Genomic DNA, 24,987 nt, shown 5'->3' with positions numbered 1-24,987 from the left:
CAACTCCCTTGTATGTGAGCGGTGGAGGTCGATGTGGCGGCGCGCCTGGCGGCACCTTAGTAAGTAAAATTCGCCACACTCAGCTTTGACGTCGAAAAGTTACAAAGATTCGGTGGTCGGCTCCGCGCCGCGGAGCCGACCACCGTCACTCGCCGCGCGTCAGTTGGTGAGGTGGTAGTACCCGAGCAGGTCCGTGTGCGACGCGACGGTGTCCTGCCGGACGTACGTGCCGGTGTGCGAGGCGTTGATCATCATCGCCACCCCGTCCACCTTGCCGATGTAGACACCGACGTGGTGCACGGTCGACGGCGAGCCGCCGAAGTACACCAGGTCGCCCGGGACCGCCGTGGCCGCGGTCACCTGCGCGAGGCGCGGGTTGACCACCTGATCCCGGGTGGTCTGGCCGATGTTCCCGGCCCCCGCCCGCCAGTACAGCCAGCGGGTGAAGCCCGAGCAGTCCAGGCCCACCTCCTTGTCGGCCGGGCACGGCGTGATCGAGCCCGAGTAGTCGTCGCAGATGCCGATCGACGGGCCGAAGTCCGTCTCGTGGCCGCCGCCCCAGACGTACTGGATGTTCTGACCGGTTGCCTCCTGGGCGAAGCTCACGACGGCGGCATAACGCCCCGCGCCGAGGTCCGCCGGCTGCTGCGGTGCCGGGTCGCCGTACAGCTTCGCCTTGGTGGCCGGGTTCACTTCCCCGGTGGACGGCAGCCCCACCGAGGACTGGTAGGTGCGCACGGCGTTCGTGGTGGCGGTGCCGAGGACATGGTCCACGGTCAGTGCGGCCCCGTGCGCGTTGAGCTTGTTCTGCAGCTCGGTGACACAGCCGTCGTTCTCGTTCGGTTCCAGGTCCGCCGGGCAGCGCAGCGAACGCAGGTCGATCGCCACCGCCGGGTCCTCGTAGTACAGCGCGGCCTTGGTCGCCGGGCCGACCAGGCCGTCCGAGGTGAGCCCGCGGGACGTCTGATACGCCTGGACCGCCGCGGTGGTCGCCGGGCCGAAGTCGCCGTCGACCGTCAGTGTGGCCCCACCGAAGTTCAGGAGCGTCTGAAGCTCCGTCACACACCCGCTCGCCTGCCCCTGCTTGATGGTGCTCGGGCAGTCGGAGGAGAGCAGATTGGTCCGTGCGGGTGCGGTGGCCGCCGCCGCGGGGCCGGCGGCGCTCAGCGCGAGCAGTCCGGCCGCGACCGCGACCGCCAGACCGCGGCCTGCCCGCCGGCGAACTCCGTACGCAGACATGGTTCTCCTTTGAATCGTCATGGGGCGGGGGTCACTTGCCGGCTTGCAGGGCGGTCCAGGTCAGACTGCCGACGATGCCGTCGGCGGTGAGGCCCTGGGAGGTCTGGTACGCCTTGACGGCCGCGGTGGTAGCGGGACCGAAGTCGCCGTCGATGGAGAGCGTCTGGCCGCGGGCCGCGATCAGCGCCCGCTGAAGGCGCTTGACGTCCGTTCCGGTGGCACCCGACTGGAGCGTCGGCTTGGTGCCCGCGGACAGCAGGGCGGTCCAGGTGTGGGAGTCCACGGTGCCGGTGGCCGACAGGCCCTTGGCGCTCTGGAACGACTGCACGGCCGCGGTCGTGCCGGCGCCGAACGCCCCGTCCACCGCGCCGCTGTAGTAGCCCTGGCGCTGCAGCAGGCACTGGGCCGCGCTGACCGTTCCGCCGGAGGAACCGGCCGAGATCGAGCCGTACAGCGAGAAGTCCAGGTTCGCGGAGCAGGAGTTGCCGAACGGCCCCGTGCCCACGTCCAGGTAGTCCCGGTCGATGTTGATGGTCACGCCGCCCCAGGTCTCGTCGGTGTCCCCGGTGAGCTGGTGGATGCGCTGGTGGTCGGCCCAGTACTCGTCCGGGACGTACGGCTTGGCGTCGGTGTCGGCCGCGCTGTTCCAGCGGGCGAACCAGATGTGGTCCGGCAGCGTGTAGGTGCCGGTGTTGTACTCCCCGGCCAGGTCCACCATGCCGGAGCCGGCGGAGGAGTAGACGCCGGAGAGGTAGCCGTTGGCGTGCAGTTCGTCGGTCCACGCGCTGAGGAACGTCATCACCGCGTCACTGCAGGCGGCGTTGTTCTGGTCGTACGCCTCCATGTCGTTGTAGAGCACGCTGCCCTGCGGCAGCCCGAGCGCCGCGGCGGCGGCGAGGGACTCCTGGGCCTCGGAGCGGCCCTGGCTCGCGGCGGTGGACAGCGTGTACGACACCTTGTGGCTGAAGGAGTTGCACGGCGCCTGCAGGCCGACATGGATCGGGATGATGTGCCATCCGGCCGAGGTCTGCGTCTGGATCCACGGCGCGGTCAGGTTCGGCTGGGCGCAGGCCGCGCTGATGCCGCTGATGTACACCCCGATGGCCCGGAACGGCGAGGCGGACCAGGCGGACATCTGCGCGTTGGAGGGTGCGGCGCACGGGTCGAAGCCGAGGCCCGTGTATCTGCCGGGCTGCGGAGCCACGGCTGCAGCGGCCATGGCCTCGACCTGCGCCGAGGGCGCGACGGAGAGTGTGACGGCCTTGGCGTCCGTGTCCAGGGCCGCGCTGTCCAGGATGGTCTGCGCGGCGGCATCGTCCGCGCCCACCGATGCGGTGACCAGTACGCCGGCGGCGGGTACCGCCTGACGTATCCGCCCGGACGGGGCGGCGGCGGTGCGCGGGACCGCCGCCTTGGCGGATCCCTTGGGTGCGATGCGGGTGGAGCCGTCCAGCGACTTCCGGCCCGTCGCGTCCAGCGGTTCGATCACCAGCGCCTCGGTGCGGCCCACCAGCCCGGCCGGACAGGTGGCCTGGCCGGCGGCGGTGGCGTGACCGAGGTAGACCGCGTGGCGGTCGAAGCGCACACAGGTGTCGGGGTTCGCGGCCAGGTCGATGACCGGCCAACTGCTGGGCACGCGTACGTGATAGCCGCGATAGGAGATGTCCTTCGCGCCCTCGGCGGCGGCAGGTGATGCGGTGGCGGTACTCAGTGCGGCGGTGCTCAGTGCGGCCAGCGCGGTGAGCACCGTGCTGGCGGCGCGCAGACGTGCTCGCGGGGGTCTGGGCAGGGTCATGACACTCCAGGTCGGCATCTGGGATGGACAGGACAGTGCACCTCACGCCCGGACTTCGGGGCCGTCGAGCACTGTTGTGCGACGCCGCCGAAGGCCGGGCAGGCGAAAGGTAGCGCGTCATTGAGTTGCGTTGCACTACCTGTTCCTGAAAATTTTTAACCAAACAGTGAGGGGCGGCCGAGCCAACGGTCCGGTCCGGTCCGGAACTTCGGCAGCGGGCACCTGCGGAGCGAGTCCCGGGTGCGGCGGCGCCGGGCGTTCCGTCGGGGGAATGTGCGGGGAATGACGGAATACGCAACGGTGTTGGGGACGTCATGTCTTTCTTTGTCGATGTGACGGTCCGCGGCTACGAACTCGATACACAGGGGCATCTGAACCAGGCCGTCTATCTGCAGTACGCCGAGCACGCCCGCTGGGAGCTGCTGCGGGCCGCCGGTCTGTCGCAGGAGAAACTGCTGGCCGGCGGCGTGGGCCCGGTCGCGCTGGAAGTCTCGGTGAAGTACCTGCGGGAGCTGCGCGGCGGCGATCGGGTCCGGGTGACCTGTCAGTTCGTATACGGAAGCGGGAAGACCTTCGAGGTCGTACAGAGGATCATCAAGGAGGACGGTGCCGTTGCGGCGGAGATCACGGGTGTGGCGGGCATGCTGGATCTGACCGCCCGCAGACTCATCGCCGACCCGGCCGGCCATCTCGCCTCGCTGGCGGAGAGGCCGGATCTGCTGAGCGGCTGACTGCGGGCCCGCCGTCGTGTGGGCGCCGGTGAACGGTGTGGATGCGGGGCGCCCTGCGGCGCCCGCTCTGCCGGGGTGCCCTCCCTGTGCTGCGCGTCCAGGACTGCACCCGTCCTGTCCCGTCCTGCCTCCGTGGTGCGGCGCTCGGCAAAGTACGATGAGCCTCGTACCATGGACCCGTCCGGACGCAGCGACGAAGTGGAGCCACCGTGACCGACGCCACCGTCACTGCCATCAGCGAGGCCGCCCCGGGCACCGGCGTCCGCACCCTCGCCCACCCTGCGCGCGAGGAGATCCGGATCGAGTCGGTGCTCCACGCGCTCTCCGACCCGATGCGTCTGCGGGTGGTCCGTGTGCTGGCCGCCGTCGAGGACGAGCTCACCTGCTCCCGTATCGAGCTGCCGGTGTCCAAGTCCACGACCACGCACCACTTCCGGGTGCTGCGCGAGAGCGGCATCATCAGCCAGACCTACCGGGGCACCTCCAAGATGAACGGGCTGCGCCGCGACGACCTCGACGCGCTGTTCCCCGGGCTGCTCGACAGCATCCTCGCCGCCGTGAACCGGCAGGCGGACCGGCTGGGCTAGGACCTTTCGTCTGGCTCAGGCTGGATCAGGGAGCGGCCCGCCGCGGAGCGTAGAGGACTGACGACAACGCGGCAGATGTGCGTGCCGGCCCCCGCGAGCCCAGCATGATCCAAACGAAAGGCCCTGGGGCTGACGCGGCGCCGCGGTCCCGGTCCCGGTTCCGTGGCCTCGTGTCAGTGCGGGCTGCTGTGTGCGGCCTCCAGCAGTCCCGCCCAGTCCGGGATCTTCACCGGCCCACGGCCCAGCGACCGCCCCCATGCCGCCTCCGCCCGCTCGATCGACTGCCAGCCGTCCCATTGCACCGGCCGCAGCCCCCATGCCCGCAGTGCGGCGACGGGATCGGGCGCCGTCGGCCGCCCGGAGAGCTGCGGCGCGTCATCCAGCAACGACGCCACGGTCTCCTTCGCGCACGACCGGTTGGAGCCGATCACCCCGGTCGGCCCCCGCTTGATCCAGCCCGCGACATACTCACCGGGCGCCGGTGCCCCGTCCCGGAGCACCCGTCCCGCCAGATGGGGCACGGTGCCGCGGGCCGGATCGAACGGCAGGCCGGGCAGCGGCAGCCCGCGGTAGCCGACCGCCCGCAGAACGAGCTGGGCGTCGATGTCCTCGTACGCCCCCGTGTCCTGTACGCCCCCGCTGCCGTCCGGAGCGGTGTGCGCGAAGCGCACCCCGGCGACCCGCCCGTCCCGTTCCAGGAGCTCGACCGGGCGCAGGAAGAACCGCAGGTGGATCGTGCGCACCGGGTCCGGCCCGCTGGCGGGGGCACCGGCCTCGGCCCACCCGCGCAGCACCTCGACATTGCGTCGGGCCACCCCCGACAGGGGCGCGGGTACATCCGACGGCGCAGCGCCGGGGGCGTATGCCGGATCGCGGGCCAGTTCCGCCTCCTCCACCACGACCCGCGCTCCGGGCAGCGTGCCCAGCTCACGCAGCTCCTTGGTGGTGAACCTGGCCTGCGACGGTCCGCGCCTGCCCGCCATGTGCACCTCGCGGACCCGGCTGCCGGCCAGCACATCGAGCGCCGGGTGCGGCACGTCGGTGGGCCGCAGCTCCTCGGCGCTCCGCGCCAGGATCCGTGCCACGTCGACGGCCACATTGCCGACGCCGATCACCACGACCGAACGGGCCTGCAGGGCAAAGCCGTCGGCAGCCGCATCGGGGTGTGCGCTGTACCAGGAGACGAACTCCGTCGCCGAGTGGCTGCCGGGCAGATTCTCGCCCGGCACCCCGAGACTGCGGTCGGTGGCGGCCCCGACGCAGTAGACCACCGCGTGATACAGCTCCCTGAGCCGTTCGGGTGGCAGTCCGTCGCCGCCGACCTGGACATTTCCGAGAAAGGTGATCCGCTCGTGCTCCAGGACGGTCCGCAGACTGTTCTGCAGAGACTTGATCTTCTCGTGGTCGGGGGCGACGCCGTATCGCACGAGGCCGTACGGGCAGGGCAGCCGGTCCAGCACGTCCACCCGGACATCGGGCACCCGGGTCTGCGCGACCAGAGACTGGGCGGTGTAGACCCCGCTGGGTCCGGAGCCGACGACGGCGACACGGAGCACGGCGCACCTCTTCCCTGAGGGTGCCTCCAGCATCGCACCGGTTGCCCGGCCAGGGGAGAGGCGCGACCGTGCGGCGCGTCAGGAGGACAGGGCGCGCATCCGGTCGATCTCGACGGTCTGCTGGGCGACGACATCGCCCGCCATCTCCTCGACCTGGACGTTGTTCCCCTGCGAGAGGGCCTCGGTCGCCATCGTGACCGCTCCCTGGTGGTGCGTGATCATCAGCTTCAGGAAGAGCTCGTCGAAGGCCTTGCCCTTCGCCGCCCGCAGCTGCTGCAGCTGTGCCTGCGTCGCCATGCCGGGCATCCCGGCGTGGTCGTGCCCGCTCTGCGGCTTCCTGCCGCCGTGGTGCGTGAGCCAGCCCTCCATGGCGCCGATCTCCGGCTTCTGCGCCGCGGAGATGCGCTCGGCGAGCCGCTTGACCGCGCTGGACGAGGCCCGTGAGGGCACAAGGCCGGTCAACTCCACGGCCTGCGCGTGATGCTGGATCATCTGCTGTACGTAGCGGAAGTCGGCCGAGTTGGGAGTGTCGTCCCCCGCCGCCTTCGCGGCCTCCTCGACGGACAGCGTCTGCGCGGGCTCGCCCGGCTTGCCCGGGGCCACGACCGAAGGACCCCTGTCCGCCTTGGTGTTCGCGGCTGTGTCTCCGTCGCCCGCATCGCACGCGCCGAGGGAGAGCACGGCTGCCGTGACGACGGCGGCGACCACGGATCTGCGTACCTTCGCAACCTGACGGTAAATCAACAAAGCTTCCTCCAGCGTCACATGGGGTAGTTGCGGATCATTCACCACGCATCAGGAATCTCACGTGTCAGAAACTTTCATTACGTCTCTGTTGCCATCTGTTGGGATACCCATGGGGAGGACGATACTGCCGGGGTCGATCGATAGTTCAACTACGTACTGGTTCAGGGGAGGACGCAGTGACTTCGTTGCACACCACCCAGGTGCGGCGCAGACGTCTGGGTGTGGCGGCTGCCGCCGCCGGACTCTTCGCCGCTCTGCTGACGGCCGGACCCGCGGCCGCGACGCCCGACCCCGGTGATTCATCCGCCACCCGTACCGGTCTCTCCGCCGCCCAGGAGGCAGTCGCCACGGCCGCCATCGAGGACGGCGAGATACCCGGCGTGGACGAGATCGTCCACAGCGACAACATCACCCCGCTGGTCAACATCCCGAAGGACGCGCTCAAGGGCCTCAACACGGACCTGGCCTTCCAGGGGAAGTACGCGTTCGCCGGGAACTACGACGGTTTCCGGATCTACGACATCAGCAACCCGAGGTCCCCGAAGACCGTCACCCAGGTCCTCTGCCCGGGATCCCAGAACGACATCTCGGTCTCCGGGAACCTGCTGTTCCTGTCCACCGACTCCTCGCGCAGCGACAACTCGTGCGCCAGCGCCACCCAGCCCGCCACGGAGAAGTCCTCCTGGGAGGGCATGAAGATCTTCGACATCAGCGACAAGCGCAACCCGAAGTACGTCGCCGCCGTCGAGACCGCGTGCGGCTCGCACACCCACACGCTGGTTCCGGAGCGCAGCAGCGTGTATGTGTACGTCTCGTCGTACTCGCCGAGCGACACGTTCCCCGACTGCCAGCCGCCGCACGACGGGATCTCGGTCATCAAGGTGCCGCGCAAGGCGCCCGAGAAGGCCGCGATCGTGAACTTCCCGGTGCTCTTCCCGGACGGCGGCAACCCGGGCGCGCCCACCAATCCGGGTGTCTCGAAGACGACCGGCTGCCACGACATCACCGTGCTGCCGTCGCAGGACCTGGCCGCCGGTGCCTGCATGGGCGACGGTCTGCTGTTCTCCATCAAGGATCCGGAGAACCCGAAGATCATCGACCGGGTCCAGGACAATGTGAACTTCGCGTTCTGGCACTCGGCGACGTTCAACCAGAAGGCCGACAAGGTCGTGTTCACCGATGAGCTCGGCGGCGGTGGCGCTGCCACCTGCAACGACGAGATCGGGCCGAAGCGCGGCGCCGACGGCATCTACGACATCGTCGGCAAGGGCGATCACCGCAAGCTGGTCTTCCGCAGCTACTTCAAGATCGACCGCCCGCAGGCCACCACCGAGGTCTGCGTCGCCCACAACGGTTCGATCATCCCGGTCAAGGGCCGCGACCTGATGGTCCAGGCCTGGTACCAGGGCGGGGTCTCGGTATGGGACTTCACCGACTCCTCGGCACCGAAGGAGATCGGGTACTTCGAGCGCGGTCCCGTCAGCCTCGACGCCGTCACCACGGCCGGCCCCTGGTCGGCGTACTACTACAACGGGTACATCTACTCCAACGACATCGCCAAGGGCTTCGACGTGCTGAAGCTCGACGACCGGCGGACCGACCCGGCGAAGCGGGTGCGCATGCCGGAGCTCAACGTGCAGACGCAGCCGGACTACTTCGCCAGGTGATCCGACTGCACGGGTGACGGCGGGCGAACGGGCCGTTACGGCGCCGTGTGCTCACGGCGCCTCCCGCCGGGCGGTTCTCCGCCCGGCGGGAATCCGCTCGCGGCGGAGTGCGGTGCGACGCCTCATTGACCGATGCGCCCTGCGGGCACATGCTGTACCTCTGCGTTGACCGGTGCATGCTGTCCGTCATCGGCGCAGCCGCCGACCGGTGCCTCACGGCGCAGGTCGACCGGGGCTGCCCGATTCCGGCGACACGGGGGATCGTCGGAATCGGCTGTCCCCCGGCGTCCGGGGGACAGGGTTCACGCGGCCCGCGCGTTCCCGCCGGTCACCGCGGCCCACTCCACGAGCAGTCGCTGGTACTGCTCCTCGTCGTCCGGGGAAAGGCATCCGCCGGAGCGCTGCCACAGGTCGCGAATCTCTTCATTCACCGCGGCGGCGGAACGCACGGAATCGGATGAGTACGGAGAACGGGACATGCCTCCAGGCTAAGGCCCCGGTGTGACAATCCGACCCATTGGGCGTCAGGGACATCTCTCACATGTCCCCCCGCCCGTATCAGGGAACCAGTCCCAGCGCCCGCAGTCCGTCCGGCCGTTCCTCCACAGGCAGGTGGTCCACGAAGCGCACCTCGCACCCCAGCGCCGCGGCCCCGCCGTCCGCGTGCCGGTCGTCACCGACCATCACCACATTCGTCGGATCCTGGCCGATGAGTGTGCAGGCGATGTGAAAGAGCTGTGGATCCGGCTTCTGGATGCCGTGCTCATAGGACAGGACATAGGCGTCGACGAAGCCGTCCAGACCATGGGCGCCGAAGACCGGCCGCAGATCCCAGCCGATGTTGCTCACCACGCCGATCCGGACCCCGCGCGCACGCAGCGCCCCCAGTACCTCCGCCGCGTCCGGGTACGGGCGCCACGCCGCCGGTGACCTGTGCCGGTCGTACAGCGCGTCGTACAGCCCGGGATCGGGCAGGGCCACCTGCCGGGCCAGCCCGGTGTACACCTCCCGGTGCCGTTCCGCGTTCGCGTCGCGGGTGGCCCACGCCTCGGCGAGCCGGTCGGGTACGCGCTGAGGGTCCGGGCCGCCCGGCAGTGCCCCGGCGGCCGTGAGTTCCTTCACGTACCGCTCGAAGTCGGCACCGGCCACGGCCACCCCCCGCTGGGCCAGCACCGCACCCAGCCAGGACCGGACCGGTTCGATACGGAACAGGGTCCCGGAGAAGTCGAAGAGCACACCCTTGATCGGCATGGACCGATCCTCGCCCGGTCAGGGGCGACGCGGCAAGGACGCCCGCTCGCGCCGCTCGTAGCCGGCGACCGAGAACGCGGCCACCGCCGCCCCCAGAAGCCAGCCGCCGAATACATCCGTCATCCAGTGCACCCCCAGATACAGGCGGGTGAGACCCACCCCGATCACCGAGACCCACGCCGCCACGAGCGCGGCCCGCCACACCCGCCGCCCCGCCCCGTGCCGGTGCAGCAGCCACAGCAGCAGCCCACACGTCACCGCAGCCGTCATGGCGTGTCCGGAGGGGAACGCCGCGTAGTGGGCGGAGTCCACCGGGTCCGGCCAGTGCGGCCGCTCGCGGCCGACGGCGGCCTTCAGCCCCTGCTGCAGCAGCGTGGCGAACAGACAGGTCGCCGCCACCCATCCCGCGAGCACCCGGGCCCCGCGGCGCCACAGCCACACCACGGCGACGGTGATCAGTACGCGCATCGTCCAGGGATCCCACACCCAGTCCGTCAGGATCCGGTTGGCGTGGACGAGCCCGGGCTCGTCCACCGCCCGCCGGTGCAGCGCGTCGGCGACGGAGCGGTCCAGCGACATCAAGGGGGACCAGCGGACCGCGACCAGGATCAGCAGCGCCACACCGAGCACCCCGCAGACGATGCCCGTTCCGAGGCCCGGTACAGGGGTGGGAACGCGGACCGGCGGGGAAGGCGGCGAGGAGGGGGAGGACATGGGACTGATCCTCGCGGACGGATCACTGCACCGGCTATCCCAGCGCGCTGAGACCCGGGACGAAGGCCACTAGAAGTGGTACCACCGGCACCAGGGCGGCCGCCGCCGTCAGCCGCAGCCGGCGTCCGGCGGTGAGCCGCTCCACCGGTGACAGCAGCCGGTTCACCCGCAGGGGCAGCTGCGCGTCCGGCGTCGGGGCGGGGCCGAACACACCCCGGTCCTCGTTCAGTTCGACCAGCGCCAGAGCGATCGTCAGCCGGCCGAAGCGACGTGACGCCACATCGTCCGCGGCCAGTTCGACGAGCCGGTGCATCTCGTCACGGAACGCGGCGAACACCGGTACCTGCGGGAAGCCCGTCGCCAGCGCGGCGGAGCAGTGCAGCAGCCAGTCGTGCCGCGCCTGCGCGTGCCCCTGCTCATGGGCCAGCACGGCATCCAGCTGACGTCCCTTCAGCCGTCCAAGTGCCCCGGTGGTGATGACCAGTTGAGGTGCGGCCCCCGGCAGCCACCAGGCGTCCGGGCGTGCGCCCTCCAGCACCACGAGCCGGTCGCTGCCGGGCTTCTCGCCGGGCATCAACGGGGAGCGGACCAGCAAGTCGGCCCGGCGCTGCCTGCGCCGCCGCCGCGCCCGGTGGACCTCCCGGGTGAGCATCGCGCCGGTCCAGATCCCGCCGAGCGCCAGCAGTACGGCGACGACGGCGGACCACGGCCCGTACGCGGCCAGCGCATACGCCTCCACCACGGCGTGGGGCGCGGGCGCGAACACCTGCCCGCGCACCGCCTGCCAGGCGGCGGCCGCGCTGAACGTCATGGAGAGACCGAAGGACAGCAACACCCCCGCCACCACGCACTGCCACACCCACAACGCCACAATGGGCTCGCGCTCCGGCCATTCGGCCTGCGCCATCAGACGCGGGGTCACGACGGCGGCCAGTGCACCGAGCAGCAGGAGCGCCAGGGAGACCAACATGGGCCTCAGCCTATGAGCGGCGCAGTACCCACGGGTATGGGTGCGCTCGGCAAGTGACGCACGCCACGATCGGCGGTGCCCCCTGTCTCACAACGTGAGCAGCATGGTGAACATCGCGATCCCCATCGTCAGCCGGCAGGCCAGCGCAAGCTCCGGCCGTGCGCCCCGGGTGCGCCCCTCAGGGACCTGCCCGCCACCCGCGTTCGCCGTGGCGGCGACGGGTATCAGCCGCACCCCGGACCGCAGTACATAGACCGCGTAGTAGACCAGCAACCCCCCGGTCAGCAGCGGCAGCCCCCCGGCGGCCTGCGCAAGCTGATGTCCGCCGTGCCCCCCGTGGCCCGCCGCGCCACTGCCCGGCGCCGCCATCACCACCGCCATGTAGACCATCGCCAGCGAGCCGACCAAATGGTGCAGATGGTGGCCCTTGCGCCGTGCGAACCACAGGGCGCGCACTGCTGCCCCGCCGAACAGCGCCACGTACACCGCCCACCCCCACACCGGCGGGGTGACGACCGCGGCGGGCACCGCCATGGCGGCCATGCCGAAGCCCATCAGCGCTTCCGCGCGCGCCGTTCTGCGTTCCTCCTCCGTCCCGCTGCGCATCCGGAGCAGGCAGTACGCGCCCGTCACCCCGCACAACGCCATCAGTAGCCAACTGGACATCGTCGGTCCGTGCACAGCGCACCTCCCCAGGACGTACGACGTCGCTGTCGACTAGTCGATGCCCCGGCCCGGCAGGTCGTACGCGGCGCACTGATGTATGAAGGGAGCGCGCCGCGGGCATGCGCTGCCGCGGGTGGACCTGTGCGCGCCGTGGAAGGATCAGGGCCGGTACCGCATCGGATGGTCCGCCGGTACCTCGACAACGGCGATCCGCACCCCGTCCGGATCACGGATCCACATCTCCACGAGCCCCCACGGCTCGCGCACCGGCGGGCGCTCGATGCCGACACCGCGGGCCGCCAGCTCCTCGTGCGCCGCGTGGACGCCCTCGACCTGGAGCCACAGCCGAAGTCCGGGCGAGGGCGGCGTGGCCGAGCGTCCGGAGACCTCCAGGAAGCCACCGCCGAGGAAGTAGACCGTGCCCCGCTCGGGGCCGGTGCCGAACTCCCGGTACACCGGGAGCCCGAGGGACTCGCCGTAGAACTTCCGTGACCGCTCGGGGTCCGTCGGGCTCAACAGGATCCTGCTGCTCAGCACATGCACCATGCGCCAGACCCTAAGGGCTGTCCCGTCATCCCCGGTGGATCAGCGCGCGGCGTCGGATGTGGTGCATCGCGCGGCGGAGGAGCGTCCTCATAGGGCCGTGTCCGGGCTTTCCGACAACGCGGCGAGGTGCCGCAGCTGTCGTCGTGCGCCCGCCAGGGATGACGGGGCAGACCTTGGGCGGGCACCACCGGGATACCCTGCTGCGGCACGGCCCAGCAGAGAAACGGAGACCCTGACGATGGACACCGCCCCGCCCCGTGACTCGGGACAGCTGACCTTCCGCGACGCGACGGACGCCGATGTTCCGGCACTCGTGGCGCTGATCCAGTCAGCGTACCGAGGGGACTCCAGCCGGGCTGGATGGACCACGGAGGCGGACATCCTGCAGGGGCAGCGGACCGACCCGGACGGGGTACGGCAGGTCGTCGGCGCTTCCGGCAGCCGGCTGCTGGTGGTGGAGCGGGACGAGGTGCTGATCGCCTGCTGCCAGCTCGAGCACCGCGGTGAGGCGGCCTACTTCGGGATGTTCGCGGTCCGGCCCGACCTGCAGGGCGGCGGGCTCGGCAAGGCGGTCATCGCCGAGGCCGAGCGGACCGTTCAGGACAGCTGGGGCGCGACCGAGATGCACATGACGGTGATCTCGGTGCGCGAGGAGCTGATCGCCTGGTACGAGCGCCGCGGCTACCGCCGTACAGGAAGGATGAGCCCGTTCCCGTACGGCGACGACCGTTTCGGCATTCCGCAGCGCGACGATCTCGCCTTCGAGCTGCTGATCAAGGACCTCGAGGCGAACCGGACCCTGACGGGCAAGTGACCCTCGAGGTGAAGTAGACCCTCAAGGGCCGCCGGCGCCGCTGTGCGCGGCGGCTACGCGGTGAAGCGGCCGGCGCGGCGGATCTCCGGGAAGTCGGTGGTCGCGCCGTCCAGCCCCAGGCCGCGAGCCAGACGCAGATGATCCTGGGTGTTCACCACCCAGCCGATGACCTTCAGACCTTCGGCGTGCGCCTGCTCGACGACCTCCAGGGTGAGGCGGCGGATGTTCAGCACGAGTGTCGCCGCGCCCACCGCTTTGGCCCGGTCCACCACATCGCTCTTCCAGCGGCTGGCGACGAGCGCGGTCCGCACCCCCGGTACGAGTTGAGCGATCTCGGCGACCGCCTCGTCATGGAACGACAACACCTCGACCCGGTCGACGAGATCGCGCCGCCGCATCACTTCGGCCAGCGCCCGCGCGGCCGTCGCATCCTTGATCTCCGCCTGCACGGGGGAGCGCACGGCGTCGAGCACCTCTTCGAAGACCGGCACCCGCTCACCCTGCCCGGCGTCTAGTTCGCGCAGCTCGGCGAGGGTCTTCTCGGCGATCGGGCCCGTACCGTCGGTCGTACGGTCCACGTCGGCGTCGTGCATGACGGCGAGTGCACCGTCCTTGGTGAGATGAAGGTCCAGCTCGATGACGTCCATCCCGGCCCGTTCGGCATGGACGAACGACCGCAGGGTGTTCTCCGGTTCGACACCCATGACCCCGCGATGACCGATGGTGAGAAAAGGCAAGGCATTCTCGCTTCCGTCGACGGCGACTCCCGCGTGCTGCTCCTACCCACGCGGCGATACGGCATTACGGCAACTCGGCATGGGGCAGCCTAAGGGCTGTCCCATGATCCCCGGTGGATTAGCGCGCGGCGTCAGATGTGGTGCATCGCAAGGCGGAGGAGCGGCCTCATACGGGGCGTATTCGGGCGTTCCGGCAACGCGGCGAGGTGCCGCAGCTGTCGTCGTGCGCCCGCCAGGGATGACGGGACAGCCCTCAGCGATCCGGCCACGTGAGGTGACCGGTCACGCGCGGCGGAGTGGCGCCGTGTCCCTGGATCTCGGCGGCGCCGAGCAGGAATCCGGTGATGACGGCAGCGACCAGGACGGCACGGATGCTCACGCGGCAGTTCTCCCGAAGGTGGTGCGCCGGGCGCAGGGCCGGCGATTTCCATGCCGTCCGTCCTATCGGCGGCAGCCGGTGCGCCGCGAGCCGTGTCACTCGTGCGTAGGCGCGCCGTGCGCCGCCTGAACGCTCGGGTGTGCGAGTGCGGGCCGCTCCGACCCCCGGCAGGCCGACGGAAGAGGCCGCGGAAGCGTCATGCGACAGGAAGAATCGCGGTGACCATGGGGGGTCGGCAGGATAATTTTCTGGGGTGCACTTGTCTGGAGGAACCACACATGGATACGGTGTCTTGACGCGAGGTTCTCCCGTGGAGGAAGTGTGATGACGGAAATTCTTGTGCATGAAGCCACCGCCGGCGCGATAGATACTGCCCAGCGCGTTGTTGAGCAGCCGGCCTGGCCTGCGCTCAAGAATGCCGTGGAGGAGATCCGCCCCTGGCAGTCGAAGGACGGCTCGATCGACTTCGACGCCGACGGCGCCCCCGCCCCGGCCACGGTGCGGGCCGCACTGGACCGCGTGATCGCCGCGGTCGAGGAGGTCGCCCCGCTGCTCCCGCACGACGCCGCGTACCACCGTGCCCTCGTCGTGGACCTGCGCCGCTGGGCGGCCGAGGGCTTCGGCGTACCGGATTTCCTGGACTCGCTGCTCGCCTTCCAGCCTGCCAAGGACCGTGCCGACGGCCGCCAGCACCTGGTTGTCTTCGCGATGTACACGCAGAACGGCAACCCGGACCGCAACCTCGAAGCGGTCGTGCTGCGGATGGTCTGGCCGGAGTGGCTGGCCGAGCTCGAAGCCACCCGTTACGACAACCCGCTGTTCTGCGGCATCACCTTCGAGGACTTCACCACCGGCTACGACACCAACTCCGCGGTGCTCTTCCCGGAGACGATCGCCGTGCGCGAGGCCCCCGAGCGGTTCAGCTGGGGCGGCATCTTCTGCGACCGCGAGGCCGCCCGCTTCCGCCGCGTCACCGAGGCCTCCGTCGACATCCTCGGCGTCCGCCTGCCCGACGACATCCGCGAGATGGTCGGCGACCAGCAGCGCTGCGAGCAGGCGTTCGTGCTCTGGGACATGGTCCACGACCGCACCCACAGCCACGGCGACCTGCCGTTCGACCCGTTCATGATCAAGCAGCGCCAGCCGTTCTGGATGTACGGCCTGGAGGAGCTGCGCTGCGACCTCACCGCCTTCAAGGAGGCCGTGAAGCTGGAGGCCGACGGCTTCCCGCAGGGCCGCGACGTGCAGTTCGCCGTACTGTTCGACCGGATGTTCCGCTTCCCGGTCACCGGCGAGCGGGTCCGCAACTACGACGGTCTCGGCGGCCAGCTGCTGTTCGCGTACCTCCACAAGCACGACGTGATCCGCTGGACCGACAACACCCTGAAGATCGACTGGGACCGGGCTCCGCAGGTCACCAACCAGCTGTGCGCCGAGATCGAGGATCTCTACCGCAAGGGCATCGACCGCCCGAAGCTGGTCCACTGGTTCGCCGCGTACGAGCTGGTCTCGACCTACCTCGCCCCGCACCCGGGTTCCCGCTGGGCCAAGGGCCCGGACGCCCTGGACCTGTCGCAGCCGCCCCGCAAGCTCGTGGACGATGTGCTTCCGGACGAGTTTCCCCTGAGCATGTTCTATGAGGCGCTCTCCAAGAAGCTGAAGCACGTGATCGCCTCCACGCGCGGAATCACCGCGGCCGGCGCCGAGCAGGCAGCCGCATGAGCGCTCGTTCCAAGGAGGCGGTGGCCATGAACGCAAACGGCAACGGTGCGCTCGAAGGTGCCGTGATCGCGGTCGCCGGAGCCGCCGGGCCGGCCGGCCGGGCGACGCTGCTCCGGCTCGCCGAGGCCGGCGCGATCGTCGTCGCCTCGGACGCGGACCCCACCCGTCTGGCGGAGGCTGTCGACGCCGCGCGCTACGCCCACGGCGGCGCCACCGTCACCGGCGACACCGTCGATCTGCTCGACCTCGCCGCGGCCCGCGCATGGGCGGACAAGACCGAGAAGGAATTCGGCCGGATCGACGGCCTGGTCCACCTCGTCGGCGGCTGGCGCGGCAGTGCCACCTTCGCCGAGACCGACCTCGCCGACTGGGATCTGCTGGAGAAGCTGCTGATCCGTACCGTTCAGCACACCTCGCTGGCTTTCCAGGCAGGGCTCCAGCGCAGCGACCGCGGCCGGTATCTGCTGATCAGCGCGGCCGGTGCGAGCAAGCCCACCGAGGGCAACGCCGCCTACTCCGCGTCGAAGGCGGCCGCCGAGGCCTGGACCCTCGCGCTCGCCGACGCCTTCCGCAAGGCGGGGGGCGACGAAGGGCCGAAGACGGCGGCTGCGATCCTGATCGTCAAGGCACTGGTGCACGACGCGATGCGCGCCGAGCGCCCGAATGCGAAGTTCGCGGGCTTCACCGACGTCAAGGAGCTGGCCGATGCCATCGCCGGCGTCTGGGAGCGGCCCGCCCCGGAAGTGAACGGAAAGCGTCTGTGGCTGACTCCGCAACCATAAGGACCGACGCGCGACGTCGCCACGACCCGCAGGTGCGCGGTTTCGCGAGTGACAACTACGCGGGCGTCCACCCGGAGGTCCTCGAGGCCATCGCCCTCGCCAACGGCGGTCACCAGATCGCGTACGGCGAGGACGACTACACCGGCCATCTCCAGCAGATCATGCACAGCCACTTCGGCCCCACCGCCGAGGCGTTCCCGGTCTTCAACGGAACGGGTGCCAACGTCGTCTCGCTCCAGGCGATGACCGACCGCTGGGGCGCGGTGATCTGTGCCGAGTCCGCGCACATCAACGTGGACGAGGGCGGTGCCCCGGAGCGGGTGGGCGGCCTCAAGCTGCTCACCGTGCCGACCCCGGACGGCAAGCTCACCCCCGAGCTCATCGACCGGCAGGCGTACGGCTGGGACGACGAGCACCGTGCCATGCCGCAGGTCGTGTCGATCACCCAGAACACCGAGCTCGGCACGGTCTACACGCCCGACGAGATCCGTGCCATCTGCGAGCACGCCCACGAGCGGGGCATGAAGGTGCACCTGGACGGGGCGCGGATAGCCAACGCCGCCGCGTCGCTGAACGTGCCGATGCGCGCGTTCACCAGCGAGGCCGGCGTCGATGTCCTGTCCTTCGGCGGTACCAAGAACGGGGCGCTCTTCGGCGAGGCCGTCGTCGTCCTCAACCCGGACGCCGTGCGGGCCATGAAGCACCTGCGGAAGCTGTCGATGCAGCTCGCCTCGAAGATGCGCTTCGTGTCGGTGCAACTGGAGGCGCTGCTCGCCGGCGACCTGTGGCTGCGCAATGCCCAGCACTCCAACGCCATGGCCCAGCGGCTGGCCGAGGGGGTCCGCTCGGTGGACGGCGTGGAGATCCTTCACCCCGTCCAGGCCAACGCCGTCTTCGCACGGCTGCCGCACGACGTGAGCGAGCGGCTCCAGAAGCGGTTCCGCTTCTACTTCTGGGACGAGCCCGCCGGTGACGTGCGCTGGATGTGCGCCTTCGACACCACGGAGGACGACGTCGACGCGTTCGTTCTCGCTCTGAAGGAAGAGATGGCCAAGTAGCGCCACCCGACGTATGGATATGCGGTCGGTCGGAAAGTCATTGGCTTCCGGTCGGCCGCTTCCGTATGCTCTGCGCGCATGGAGCTGACACAGCAAGTCCCGGAGATCTCTGCCTATCTCGCCGCTGACCCGGCCATCGATCATGAGCATCCGCTCGTGCGGCAGACGGTCGACCAGCTGCGCGCCGAGACGGTCGATGCATACTCATACGCGGTCGCTGCCTATGAGTTCGTCCGTGACGCCGTGGTGCACTCCGTCGACTCGGGCGATCTGCGGGTCACCTGGCGCGCCTCCGACGTCCTCGCAACCCGCAATGGCATCTGTCATTCGAAGTCCCATGCGCTGGCCGCCCTGCTGCGCGCGGCGGGCATCCCGGCCGCCCTCTGCTACCAGGGCTTCGACGACGACACCGGAGCTCCGGGAGTTCTGCACGGTCTGATCGCCGTGCGCCTGCCGGGCCGGGACCGGTGGGACCGTCAGGATCCGCGCGGGAACAAGCCCGGTGTCGATGCCCAGTTCTCCCTGGACGAGGAGCGGCTGGCCTGGCCCATCGGACCGGAGTCCAATGGAGTGGACTACCCGGTACTCTATGCAGCACCGCATCCGGCGGTTCTGCGCGCGCTGCAGTGCGCCGAGGACCGCGTGCAGCTGTGGCGCACTCTCCCGACCGCACTCTGACCGTCCCGTTCCGAACCGTCCCGGAGGCAAGGCAGCCGATGACCCTGAGTTTCACCGTTTCCGAGGACGTGCGCGCCCTCGCCCCCGGTTTCACCCACCTCGCCGTCGAGGCGCGCGGCCTGGTCAACGGGCCGAGCAACGAAGACACTTCGGCCCTGCTCGACGACGCCACCCGGCGGCTTGTCGAGCGGCTCGACGGCAGAGCGCCCGACGAGCATCCCCATGTCGCCGCCTGGCGGGACACCTATACCGCCTTCGGCGCAAAGCCGTCCCGTACCCGGAACTCCGCCGAGGCCCTTGCCAGGCGGGCTCTCACGGACTCCGGTCTGCCGCGCATCAACCTGCTGGTCGACCTCTACAACGCGATCAGCGTCGCCCATCTGGTTCCGGTCGGCGGCGAGGACACCGACCGCATCAAGGGCGCCATGCGGCTCGTGCGCTCCACCGGCCAGGAGCCGTTCCACACCGTTGCGGGCGGTGAGGACACCGTGGAGCACCCCGAGCCCGGCGAAGTGGTCTGGTGCGACGACGACGGCGTCACCTGCAGGCGGTGGAATTGGCGTCAGGGTGTACGCACTCGGCTCACTGAGCAGTCCGTCAACGCGGTGTTCCTGCTGGAGCGCCTCGATCCCATGACAATCGGCGAGCTCGAAGCCGCAGGCACCGAACTCGCCGAGTCGCTGGAGAAACTGAGCCCCGGAGCGCGGGTCACCGTACGCACTCCGGAGTGACGTTTCAGCTGGGGCCGTGACCCGGCCGGGTCAGCTCGCCTCACGCACCTCGGCGGGCGTCGGAGCCGTACCGCCGAGATGCGCGGGCACCCACCAGGTGTCGCTCGCGTCCCTCGGCCGCACCGGATAGGAGCGCTGGGCCGCTTCGAGAAGCTCCTGCACGCGCTCGCGCAGCCGCCGGGTGATCGCACCCGCGTACTGGTCGGTGGGGGCTTCCACCGGCTCACCGACCCGGATCGTCACCGGGATGTGGCTGCGCTTGAAGTTGCGCGGCCGGCCCTTGGTCCAGATCCGCTGGGTTCCCCACAGGGCCATCGGGATCAGCGGTACGCCGGCTTCCTGGGCCAGTCGTGCGGCGCCCGACTTGAAGCTCTTCAGGGTGAACGACTGCGAGATGGTCGCCTCGGGGAAAACGCCGATGATCTCGCCGGACCGCAGCGAGGCGAGTGCGTGCTGATACGCGTCCTCGCCCTGCTTGCGGTCGACGGGAATGTGCTTCATGCCGCGCATCAGCGGACCGGAGACCTTGTGCCGGAAGACCGACTCCTTCGCCATGAAACGCACCAGCCGCTTCTGCGGCAGAGTGGTCAGCCCGGAGAAGATGAAATCGAGATAGCTGATGTGGTTGCTGACCAGTACGGCACCGCCGGTCTTCGGGATGTGCTCCGAACCCTGAGTGTCGATCTTCAGGTCCAACGCCTTGAACATGGTGCGAGCGGCGCCGATGACCGGCCGATAGACGAGTTCTGCCATCTGGGGAAGACCCTTCTTCTGCGCCTGAGGAGGGTTCTCCCGGCGGAAGTTACGCAGCCGTAGGTTTTCGGCATTGGGGCGATCGTGCCCCATGCGCGTCGCCCTGGCCAGTCCCGGCGGGCGCGGGGCGCGAGATTCTCGTCACGTGGAAGCTTCGGGAATGTCGCCGCGCGCGGGGGCGCTCACCCTGTGCGAAGAGCTCTGACAGGAGGCCGAAGGTGGACGGGCAGACAGGCGTGAGAAGGCTGGACGCGGCCCAACTCGGTGCGGAATTGGGGGAGAGAGCAACCCTCGTGCAGTTCTCCAGCGCCTTCTGCCAGCCCTGCCGGGCCACCCGCCGCACCCTCGTCGAGGTGGCGGGGATGGTCGACGGCGTCGCTCACGTCGAGATCGATGCCGAGGCGCATCTCACTCTCGTACGCGAACTCGGCATCAGCCGCACGCCGACGGTGCTCGTCCTCGACGCAGCCGGCCGCATCGTCCGCCAGGCGGTCGGGCAGCCGCGCACGGTGGATGTGGTCGCGGCACTGGGGCGCGCAATGTGACGCACCGTGATGCATCTCCCACATTGCGGAACCCTCTTGACTGCACCCACCACGCATCGTCAGTCTGACGCTATGCCGCCGGAACTCCTTCTCTACGGCCGGGCCCATGTGGACCTGGCCCGCAACGCGAGTGCGCGCTGTCCGGGTGTCTGAGCACCCACGGCCCCGTATGCCCCCCTCGCAGAAGGACATCTCCATGACGGCTTCGCCCGAGCTCGGCACCGCCCGCACGGCATCCCCCGATCTCCTCCGTTCCGTCTTCCGGCAGCACGCCGCCGGTGTGGCCGTGATCACCGCCGCCGGTGACCGGCCGGTCGGCTTCACCGCCACCTCCCTGAACTCCGTCGCCGCCGAGCCGCCGCTGATCTCCTTCGGTGTGGGGACCTCGTCCTCCAGCTGGCCGGTCGTGGCGGAGGCCGAACACATCGGGGTCCACATACTCGGCGAGCACCAGCAGGAGGTGGCCGCCACGTTCGCGCGCAGCGGGGCCGACCGCTTCGGGCCGTCCACCGACTGGCGTAACGGACCCGAGGGCGTGCCGCTGCTCGACGGAGTGCTTGCCTGGCTGGTCTGCCGCGTGGTGGCGCGGATCCCGGCCGGTGATCACCGCATCGTGATCGCGCAGGCGGTGGTCGGCGATCCGGTCGGCGGAGGCCGTCCGCTGGTCTATCACCAGGGCCGTTTCACAGCGCTCCGGGAATGAGAACACCCAGGTGGCACTTGGCTACGGTGCGTTGGCTAGGTCACAGTTCCAAGCGCTTGCTTATGGGGTACGTACTGGGTGTACTGCTTAGTAATATTTCCCTCGGAGCGCCGGTCGCCCCGACCGGAAACCGCCCCATCAGGCGCCTATGCTGCGTGCAACAAGGCAGCCCAGAAATGACGATGCAGTAGGAGAGCCGGCGTGAGCTTGAGGATCGTTGTCTGTGTGAAGTACGTGCCCGACGCCACCGGTGACCGGCATTTCGCCGATGACCTGACGCTGGACCGTGAGGATGTCGACGGTCTGCTGTCGGAGCTGGACGAGTATGCGGTGGAGCAGGCGCTGCAGATCGCGGACGAGGCGGACGATGCGGAGATCACTGTGTTGACGGTGGGTCCGGAGGATGCCAAGGACGCGTTGCGCAAGGCGTTGTCGATGGGTGCGGACAAGGCCGTTCATGTCGAGGACGACGATCTGCATGGCAGTGATGTGATCGGTACGTCGCTGGTGCTGGCGAAGGCGATCGAGAAGACGGGTTACGACCTGGTCGTGTGTGGGATGGCGTCGACGGACGGGACGATGGGGGTGCTGCCGGCGGTGCTGGCGGAGCGTCTGGGTGTGCCGCAGGTGACGTTGTTGTCCGAGGTGAAGGTCGAGGGCGGCACGGTGACCGGGCGTCGGGACGGTGACAGTGCGTCCGAGCAGTTGCAGGCGTCGTTGCCGGCGGTGGTGTCGGTGACGGACCAGTCGGGTGAGGCGCGGTATCCGTCGTTCAAGGGGATCATGGCGGCGAAGAAGAAGCCGGTCGAGTCGTTGGATCTGGAGGATCTGGAGATCGACGCGGACGAGGTCGGTCTGGCGGGTGCGTGGACCGCGGTGGATTCTGCGGCGCAGCGTCCGGCTCGCACGGCGGGCACGATCGTCAAGGACGAGGGTGAGGGCGGCAAGCAGCTCGCCGAGTTCCTGGCGGGCCAGAAGTTCATCTAGGCGGCTGTGGCGGGCCGGGAGTTCGTCCGGGCCCGCGGGTTGTCATTCCCATCCGTTCCTCGTTTCTTCGCAACTCGCAGGAGAGCATTGTCATGGCTGAAGTTCTCGTCTATGTCGACCACGTGGACGGTGCCGTCCGCAAGCCCACGCTGGAGCTGTTGACGCTGGCGCGTCGGATCGGTGAGCCGGTCGCTGTTGCTCTGGGTGCCGGTGCCGCCGCGACGGCGGCGGTGCTGGCCGAGCACGGTGCGGTGAGGGTTCTGGCCGCGGAGGCGGCGGAGTTCGCCGACTATCTGGTCGTGCCGAAGGTCGACGCGCTGCAGGCCGCTGTGGAGGCGGTGTCGCCGGCAGCGGTGCTGGTTCCGTCGTCGGCGGAGGGCAAGGAGATCGCGGCGCGTCTCGCGGTCCGGATCGGTTCCGGGATCATCACCGACGCCGTCGATCTGGAGGCCGGTGAGCTGGGCCCGGTCGCCACGCAGTCCGCGTTCGCCGCGTCGTTCACCACGAAGTCCCGGGTCTCCAAGGGCACCCCGGTCATCACCGTCAAGCCGAACTCGGCGCCGGTCGAGGCGGCCCCGGCCGCCGGTGCGGTCGAGACCCTGGCGGTCACCTTCGGTGCGCAGGCGACCGGCACGAAGGTGCTGTCGCGGACCCCGCGCGAGTCGACCGGGCGCCCGGAGCTGACCGAGGCCGCGATCGTGGTCTCCGGCGGCCGCGGGGTCAACGGTGCGGAGAACTTCCACCTCATCGAGGCGCTCGCGGACTCCCTCGGCGCGGCGGTCGGTGCCTCGCGTGCCGCGGTCGACGCCGGCTGGTACCCGCACTCCAACCAGGTCGGCCAGACCGGCAAGTCCGTCTCCCCGCAGCTGTACATCGCGTCCGGGATCTCCGGCGCGATCCAGCACCGGGCCGGGATGCAGACCTCGAAGACCATCGTCGCGATCAACAAGGACGCCGAGGCCCCGATCTTCGACCTCGTCGACTACGGCATCGTCGGCGACCTCTTCCAGGTCGTCCCCCAGCTCACCGAAGAGGTCAACACCCGCAAGGGCTGACCCCCGGGGACTATGTGCTGTTCCGACGGTCCGGGGCCGCGCGGTGTGTTCTCACCGTGCGGCCCCGGGCCGTTTCCGATCACCATTGACGCAGATGTGACCGCCTTATAGCTTCACCATGCGGATTAGCGATTCCGGAAAGCGGAAGCAGACAGCGCGGAAGGTGCCGACATGGGTCAGCAGGAGAAGGTGGCAACGAGCCTCGCCGGTGCGGTCAGCGAGGAGATCAGTGCCTCCCTCACCGCGGTGGACGCCGAGCTCGCCCGCCGTTACCCGGGAGACCCGGGCACCCGCCAGCCCGTCCACACGGTCTACGTCCCCGGTGACGTCTTCACCGCCGGCACCCTCCGGTCCTGGGGCGACCAGGCGCTGAAGGCCCTCGACGAACACGCCCCCGACGCGGCCTCGTTCGCCGCGGTTCTCGGCATCCCGGAGGATCTTGCCGCGCCCGTCCACGATCGCGTGCGTGCCAAGCTGAGCCGCGAGCCCGTCGAGGATCTGCGGATCGACTTCGAGGACGGCTACGGCCCCCGTCCCGACGCCGAGGAGGACGAGGCCGCGGCCCGCGCCGCCCGGCTGGTCTCAGAGGCGTACGGGAACGGCACGGCGGCCCCGTACATGGGCATCCGGATGAAGTGCATGGAAGCGGCCGTGCGCGACCGGGGCATCCGCACCACGGACATCTTCCTCACCGGCCTGATGCAGGCGGGCGGCCTCCCCGACGGACTGATCCTCACCCTGCCCAAGGTGACGTACCCCGAACAGGTCACCGCCTTCGTCCGCCTGCTCGAAGCCTTCGAAGAGGCTCACGGCCTGCCGTCGGGCCGGCTCGGGTTCGAGATCCAGATCGAGACCAGCCAGTCGATCCTCGCCGCCGACGGCACCGCGGCCGTGGCCCGTATGATCGACGCCTCCCGGGGCCGTGCGACCGGCCTGCACTACGGCACCTTCGACTACAGCGCATGCGTCGGGGTCAGTGCCGCCTACCAGGCCAGCGACCATCCGGCCGCCGACCACGCCAAGGCCGTCATGCAGGTGGCCGCCGCCGGCACCGGCGTACGGGTGTCGGACGGCTCGACCAATGTCCTCCCGGTCGGCCCGACCCACCGGGTGCACGAGGCCTGGCGGCTCCACTACGGCCTCACCCGCCGGGCCTTGGCCCGTGCCTACTACCAGGGATGGGACATGCACCCGGGCCACCTGCCGACCCGTTACGCAGCCGTCTACACCTTCTACCGCGAGGGCCTGGAGCAGGCCGCCGCCCGCCTTGCGGCATACGTGGCCAAGGCGGGCGGCGACGTCATGGACGAACCCGCCACCGCCAAGGCCCTCAGCGGCTACCTGCTGCGCGGCATCGACTGCGGTGCCCTGGACACCGCCGAGGTCGCCCGCCTGACCGGGCTGACCCGTGCGGACCTCGACGCCTTCGCCTTGCCGCGGCGCGGGGGCCTGACGGTCACGGCGCCGTAGGGCCCGGCCCATCACCCCTGCAGGAAGGTTTCCACGGTGTGCCGGAAGCGGAGGGGGTCGTCGAGCCACGGGAAGTGGCCCGTGCCCGCTGAACGGTCAGTTCG

At 69.8% G+C, this 24,987-nt stretch carries 27 protein-coding genes; 14 read left to right on the top strand and 13 right to left on the bottom strand.

Annotation, left to right across the window (positions count from 1 at the left end; all coding sequences use genetic code 11):
- Positions 1 to 159: 159 nt before the first annotated feature.
- Both LRD69_RS01160 and LRD69_RS01155 read right to left on the bottom strand, forming a co-directional pair.
- Entirely contained in the window at positions 160 to 1,239 is a 1,080-nt protein-coding gene (locus LRD69_RS01160; RefSeq protein WP_277324661.1) for a peptidoglycan-binding protein, read from the bottom strand.
- A gap of 31 nt (positions 1,240 to 1,270) precedes the next feature.
- Entirely contained in the window at positions 1,271 to 3,034 is a 1,764-nt protein-coding gene (locus LRD69_RS01155) for a glycoside hydrolase domain-containing protein (RefSeq protein WP_277324660.1), read from the bottom strand.
- Positions 3,035 to 3,348: 314 nt separating this feature from the next.
- Here LRD69_RS01155 and LRD69_RS01150 point away from each other — a divergent pair, with 314 nt between their 5' ends.
- Complete coding sequence (locus LRD69_RS01150) at positions 3,349 to 3,765, top strand: acyl-CoA thioesterase (RefSeq protein ID WP_277324659.1); 417 nt, start codon at positions 3,349 to 3,351, stop codon at positions 3,763 to 3,765.
- A 233-nt stretch (positions 3,766 to 3,998) separates the two neighbouring features.
- Positions 3,999 to 4,352: a helix-turn-helix domain-containing protein gene (locus tag LRD69_RS01145; RefSeq protein ID WP_277329585.1), complete on the top strand. Its 354-nt coding sequence runs from the start codon at positions 3,999 to 4,001 to the stop codon at positions 4,350 to 4,352.
- 173 nt (positions 4,353 to 4,525) lie between these two features.
- On the opposite strand, the gene LRD69_RS01140 is transcribed toward LRD69_RS01145, so the two are convergent.
- Together LRD69_RS01140 and LRD69_RS01135 are read right to left on the bottom strand one after the other, a co-directional pair.
- Complete coding sequence (locus LRD69_RS01140; protein ID WP_277324658.1) at positions 4,526 to 5,908, bottom strand: FAD-dependent oxidoreductase; 1,383 nt, start codon at positions 5,906 to 5,908, stop codon at positions 4,526 to 4,528.
- Positions 5,909 to 5,986: 78 nt separating this feature from the next.
- The gene (locus tag LRD69_RS01135; protein WP_277324657.1) at positions 5,987 to 6,655 is read right to left on the bottom strand and encodes a DUF305 domain-containing protein; all 669 of its coding nucleotides are present in this window, start codon (positions 6,653 to 6,655) and stop codon (positions 5,987 to 5,989) included.
- A 176-nt stretch (positions 6,656 to 6,831) separates the two neighbouring features.
- On the opposite strand from LRD69_RS01135, the gene LRD69_RS01130 reads away from it, so the two are divergent.
- The gene (locus tag LRD69_RS01130; protein ID WP_277324656.1) at positions 6,832 to 8,322 is read left to right on the top strand and encodes a hypothetical protein; all 1,491 of its coding nucleotides are present in this window, start codon (positions 6,832 to 6,834) and stop codon (positions 8,320 to 8,322) included.
- A gap of 302 nt (positions 8,323 to 8,624) precedes the next feature.
- On the opposite strand, the gene LRD69_RS01125 is transcribed toward LRD69_RS01130, so the two are convergent.
- The 6 genes from LRD69_RS01125 to LRD69_RS01100 all read right to left on the bottom strand — a co-directional run bounded on the left by LRD69_RS01125 (position 8,625) and on the right by LRD69_RS01100 (position 12,469).
- The gene (locus LRD69_RS01125; RefSeq protein WP_277324655.1) at positions 8,625 to 8,801 is read right to left on the bottom strand and encodes a hypothetical protein; all 177 of its coding nucleotides are present in this window, start codon (positions 8,799 to 8,801) and stop codon (positions 8,625 to 8,627) included.
- Between the two features lie 79 nt (positions 8,802 to 8,880).
- Positions 8,881 to 9,573 carry an HAD-IA family hydrolase gene (locus LRD69_RS01120; RefSeq protein WP_277324654.1) on the bottom strand — a complete coding sequence of 231 codons (693 nt, stop codon included), beginning with the start codon at positions 9,571 to 9,573 and terminating at the stop codon, positions 8,881 to 8,883.
- A gap of 18 nt (positions 9,574 to 9,591) precedes the next feature.
- On the bottom strand, positions 9,592 to 10,287 hold the full coding sequence (locus tag LRD69_RS01115) for a phosphatase PAP2 family protein (RefSeq protein WP_277324653.1): 696 nt from the start codon (positions 10,285 to 10,287) through the stop codon (positions 9,592 to 9,594).
- Positions 10,288 to 10,321: 34 nt separating this feature from the next.
- Positions 10,322 to 11,257, bottom strand: coding sequence for a M56 family metallopeptidase (locus tag LRD69_RS01110; protein WP_277324652.1), 936 nt, complete (start codon positions 11,255 to 11,257; stop codon positions 10,322 to 10,324).
- 87 nt (positions 11,258 to 11,344) lie between these two features.
- Entirely contained in the window at positions 11,345 to 11,938 is a 594-nt protein-coding gene (locus LRD69_RS01105; RefSeq protein WP_277324651.1) for a DUF5134 domain-containing protein, read from the bottom strand.
- Positions 11,939 to 12,082: 144 nt separating this feature from the next.
- Complete coding sequence (locus LRD69_RS01100; protein WP_277324650.1) at positions 12,083 to 12,469, bottom strand: VOC family protein; 387 nt, start codon at positions 12,467 to 12,469, stop codon at positions 12,083 to 12,085.
- 238 nt (positions 12,470 to 12,707) lie between these two features.
- Between LRD69_RS01100 and LRD69_RS01095 the strand changes: the two genes are divergently transcribed.
- Positions 12,708 to 13,283 carry a GNAT family N-acetyltransferase gene (locus tag LRD69_RS01095; RefSeq protein WP_277324649.1) on the top strand — a complete coding sequence of 192 codons (576 nt, stop codon included), beginning with the start codon at positions 12,708 to 12,710 and terminating at the stop codon, positions 13,281 to 13,283.
- A gap of 53 nt (positions 13,284 to 13,336) precedes the next feature.
- On the opposite strand, the gene LRD69_RS01090 is transcribed toward LRD69_RS01095, so the two are convergent.
- Both LRD69_RS01090 and LRD69_RS01085 read right to left on the bottom strand, forming a co-directional pair.
- Positions 13,337 to 14,020 (bottom strand): glycerophosphodiester phosphodiesterase family protein, encoded by a 684-nt coding sequence (locus tag LRD69_RS01090; protein ID WP_277324648.1) that lies wholly within the window; start codon positions 14,018 to 14,020, stop codon positions 13,337 to 13,339.
- 253 nt (positions 14,021 to 14,273) lie between these two features.
- Positions 14,274 to 14,399: a hypothetical protein gene (locus tag LRD69_RS01085; protein ID WP_277324647.1), complete on the bottom strand. Its 126-nt coding sequence runs from the start codon at positions 14,397 to 14,399 to the stop codon at positions 14,274 to 14,276.
- A 324-nt stretch (positions 14,400 to 14,723) separates the two neighbouring features.
- Here LRD69_RS01085 and LRD69_RS01080 point away from each other — a divergent pair, with 324 nt between their 5' ends.
- From LRD69_RS01080 to LRD69_RS01060, 5 genes are all read left to right on the top strand, one after another.
- Positions 14,724 to 16,121, top strand: a complete 1,398-nt coding sequence (locus LRD69_RS01080) for a DUF6421 family protein (RefSeq protein ID WP_277324646.1) — start codon at positions 14,724 to 14,726, stop codon at positions 16,119 to 16,121.
- On the top strand, positions 16,118 to 16,903 hold the full coding sequence (locus LRD69_RS01075) for an SDR family NAD(P)-dependent oxidoreductase (RefSeq protein WP_277324645.1): 786 nt from the start codon (positions 16,118 to 16,120) through the stop codon (positions 16,901 to 16,903). Before LRD69_RS01080 ends, LRD69_RS01075 begins: the two co-directional genes overlap by 4 nt.
- Positions 16,900 to 17,961 (top strand): low specificity L-threonine aldolase, encoded by a 1,062-nt coding sequence (locus LRD69_RS01070; RefSeq protein WP_277329584.1) that lies wholly within the window; start codon positions 16,900 to 16,902, stop codon positions 17,959 to 17,961. Before LRD69_RS01075 ends, LRD69_RS01070 begins: the two co-directional genes overlap by 4 nt.
- Before the next feature lie 78 nt (positions 17,962 to 18,039).
- Positions 18,040 to 18,639, top strand: coding sequence for a transglutaminase family protein (locus tag LRD69_RS01065; protein WP_277324644.1), 600 nt, complete (start codon positions 18,040 to 18,042; stop codon positions 18,637 to 18,639).
- Between the two features lie 38 nt (positions 18,640 to 18,677).
- Positions 18,678 to 19,370, top strand: coding sequence for a phenylalanine--tRNA ligase beta subunit-related protein (locus LRD69_RS01060; protein ID WP_277324643.1), 693 nt, complete (start codon positions 18,678 to 18,680; stop codon positions 19,368 to 19,370).
- A gap of 30 nt (positions 19,371 to 19,400) precedes the next feature.
- Here LRD69_RS01060 and LRD69_RS01055 read toward each other — a convergent pair whose 3' ends face one another.
- Entirely contained in the window at positions 19,401 to 20,123 is a 723-nt protein-coding gene (locus LRD69_RS01055) for a lysophospholipid acyltransferase family protein (RefSeq protein ID WP_277324642.1), read from the bottom strand.
- Between the two features lie 218 nt (positions 20,124 to 20,341).
- On the opposite strand from LRD69_RS01055, the gene LRD69_RS01050 reads away from it, so the two are divergent.
- The 5 genes from LRD69_RS01050 to LRD69_RS01030 all read left to right on the top strand — a co-directional run bounded on the left by LRD69_RS01050 (position 20,342) and on the right by LRD69_RS01030 (position 24,883).
- Positions 20,342 to 20,668, top strand: coding sequence for a thioredoxin family protein (locus tag LRD69_RS01050; protein ID WP_277324641.1), 327 nt, complete (start codon positions 20,342 to 20,344; stop codon positions 20,666 to 20,668).
- Positions 20,669 to 20,864: 196 nt separating this feature from the next.
- Complete coding sequence (locus LRD69_RS01045) at positions 20,865 to 21,371, top strand: flavin reductase family protein (RefSeq protein ID WP_277324640.1); 507 nt, start codon at positions 20,865 to 20,867, stop codon at positions 21,369 to 21,371.
- Positions 21,372 to 21,572: 201 nt separating this feature from the next.
- Positions 21,573 to 22,358 carry an electron transfer flavoprotein subunit beta/FixA family protein gene (locus LRD69_RS01040; RefSeq protein ID WP_277324639.1) on the top strand — a complete coding sequence of 262 codons (786 nt, stop codon included), beginning with the start codon at positions 21,573 to 21,575 and terminating at the stop codon, positions 22,356 to 22,358.
- A 92-nt stretch (positions 22,359 to 22,450) separates the two neighbouring features.
- The gene (locus LRD69_RS01035; protein ID WP_277324638.1) at positions 22,451 to 23,413 is read left to right on the top strand and encodes an electron transfer flavoprotein subunit alpha/FixB family protein; all 963 of its coding nucleotides are present in this window, start codon (positions 22,451 to 22,453) and stop codon (positions 23,411 to 23,413) included.
- Between the two features lie 171 nt (positions 23,414 to 23,584).
- Positions 23,585 to 24,883 carry an aldolase/citrate lyase family protein gene (locus LRD69_RS01030; RefSeq protein ID WP_277324637.1) on the top strand — a complete coding sequence of 433 codons (1,299 nt, stop codon included), beginning with the start codon at positions 23,585 to 23,587 and terminating at the stop codon, positions 24,881 to 24,883.
- Positions 24,884 to 24,987 lie beyond the last annotated feature (104 nt).

This window comes from Streptomyces sp. JH14 (assembly GCF_029428675.1).
Lineage (GTDB): Bacteria > Actinomycetota > Actinomycetes > Streptomycetales > Streptomycetaceae > Streptomyces.
Note: the sequence above shows the minus strand (reverse complement) of the source record. Positions and strands in the feature narration are given on the sequence as shown.

Bases quoted from the DNA above. Each gene is read 5' to 3' on its own strand.
- LRD69_RS01125 (WP_277324655.1), bottom strand. From the start codon at position 8,801: ATGTCCCGTTCTCCGTACTCATCCGATTCCGTGCGTTCCGCCGCCGCG.
- LRD69_RS01155 (WP_277324660.1), bottom strand. From the start codon at position 3,034: ATGACCCTGCCCAGACCCCCGCGAGCACGTCTGCGCGCCGCCAGCACG.
- LRD69_RS01075 (WP_277324645.1), top strand. From the start codon at position 16,118: ATGAGCGCTCGTTCCAAGGAGGCGGTGGCCATGAACGCAAACGGCAAC.
- LRD69_RS01150 (WP_277324659.1), top strand. From the start codon at position 3,349: ATGTCTTTCTTTGTCGATGTGACGGTCCGCGGCTACGAACTCGATACA.
- LRD69_RS01065 (WP_277324644.1), top strand. From the start codon at position 18,040: ATGGAGCTGACACAGCAAGTCCCGGAGATCTCTGCCTATCTCGCCGCT.
- LRD69_RS01160 (WP_277324661.1), bottom strand. From the start codon at position 1,239: ATGTCTGCGTACGGAGTTCGCCGGCGGGCAGGCCGCGGTCTGGCGGTC.
- LRD69_RS01110 (WP_277324652.1), bottom strand. From the start codon at position 11,257: ATGTTGGTCTCCCTGGCGCTCCTGCTGCTCGGTGCACTGGCCGCCGTC.
- LRD69_RS01045 (WP_277324640.1), top strand. From the start codon at position 20,865: ATGACGGCTTCGCCCGAGCTCGGCACCGCCCGCACGGCATCCCCCGAT.
- LRD69_RS01095 (WP_277324649.1), top strand. From the start codon at position 12,708: ATGGACACCGCCCCGCCCCGTGACTCGGGACAGCTGACCTTCCGCGAC.
- LRD69_RS01060 (WP_277324643.1), top strand. From the start codon at position 18,678: ATGACCCTGAGTTTCACCGTTTCCGAGGACGTGCGCGCCCTCGCCCCC.
- LRD69_RS01035 (WP_277324638.1), top strand. From the start codon at position 22,451: ATGGCTGAAGTTCTCGTCTATGTCGACCACGTGGACGGTGCCGTCCGC.
- LRD69_RS01120 (WP_277324654.1), bottom strand. From the start codon at position 9,573: ATGCCGATCAAGGGTGTGCTCTTCGACTTCTCCGGGACCCTGTTCCGT.
- LRD69_RS01115 (WP_277324653.1), bottom strand. From the start codon at position 10,287: ATGTCCTCCCCCTCCTCGCCGCCTTCCCCGCCGGTCCGCGTTCCCACC.
- LRD69_RS01100 (WP_277324650.1), bottom strand. From the start codon at position 12,469: ATGGTGCATGTGCTGAGCAGCAGGATCCTGTTGAGCCCGACGGACCCC.
- LRD69_RS01055 (WP_277324642.1), bottom strand. From the start codon at position 20,123: ATGGCAGAACTCGTCTATCGGCCGGTCATCGGCGCCGCTCGCACCATG.
- LRD69_RS01080 (WP_277324646.1), top strand. From the start codon at position 14,724: ATGACGGAAATTCTTGTGCATGAAGCCACCGCCGGCGCGATAGATACT.
- LRD69_RS01030 (WP_277324637.1), top strand. From the start codon at position 23,585: ATGGGTCAGCAGGAGAAGGTGGCAACGAGCCTCGCCGGTGCGGTCAGC.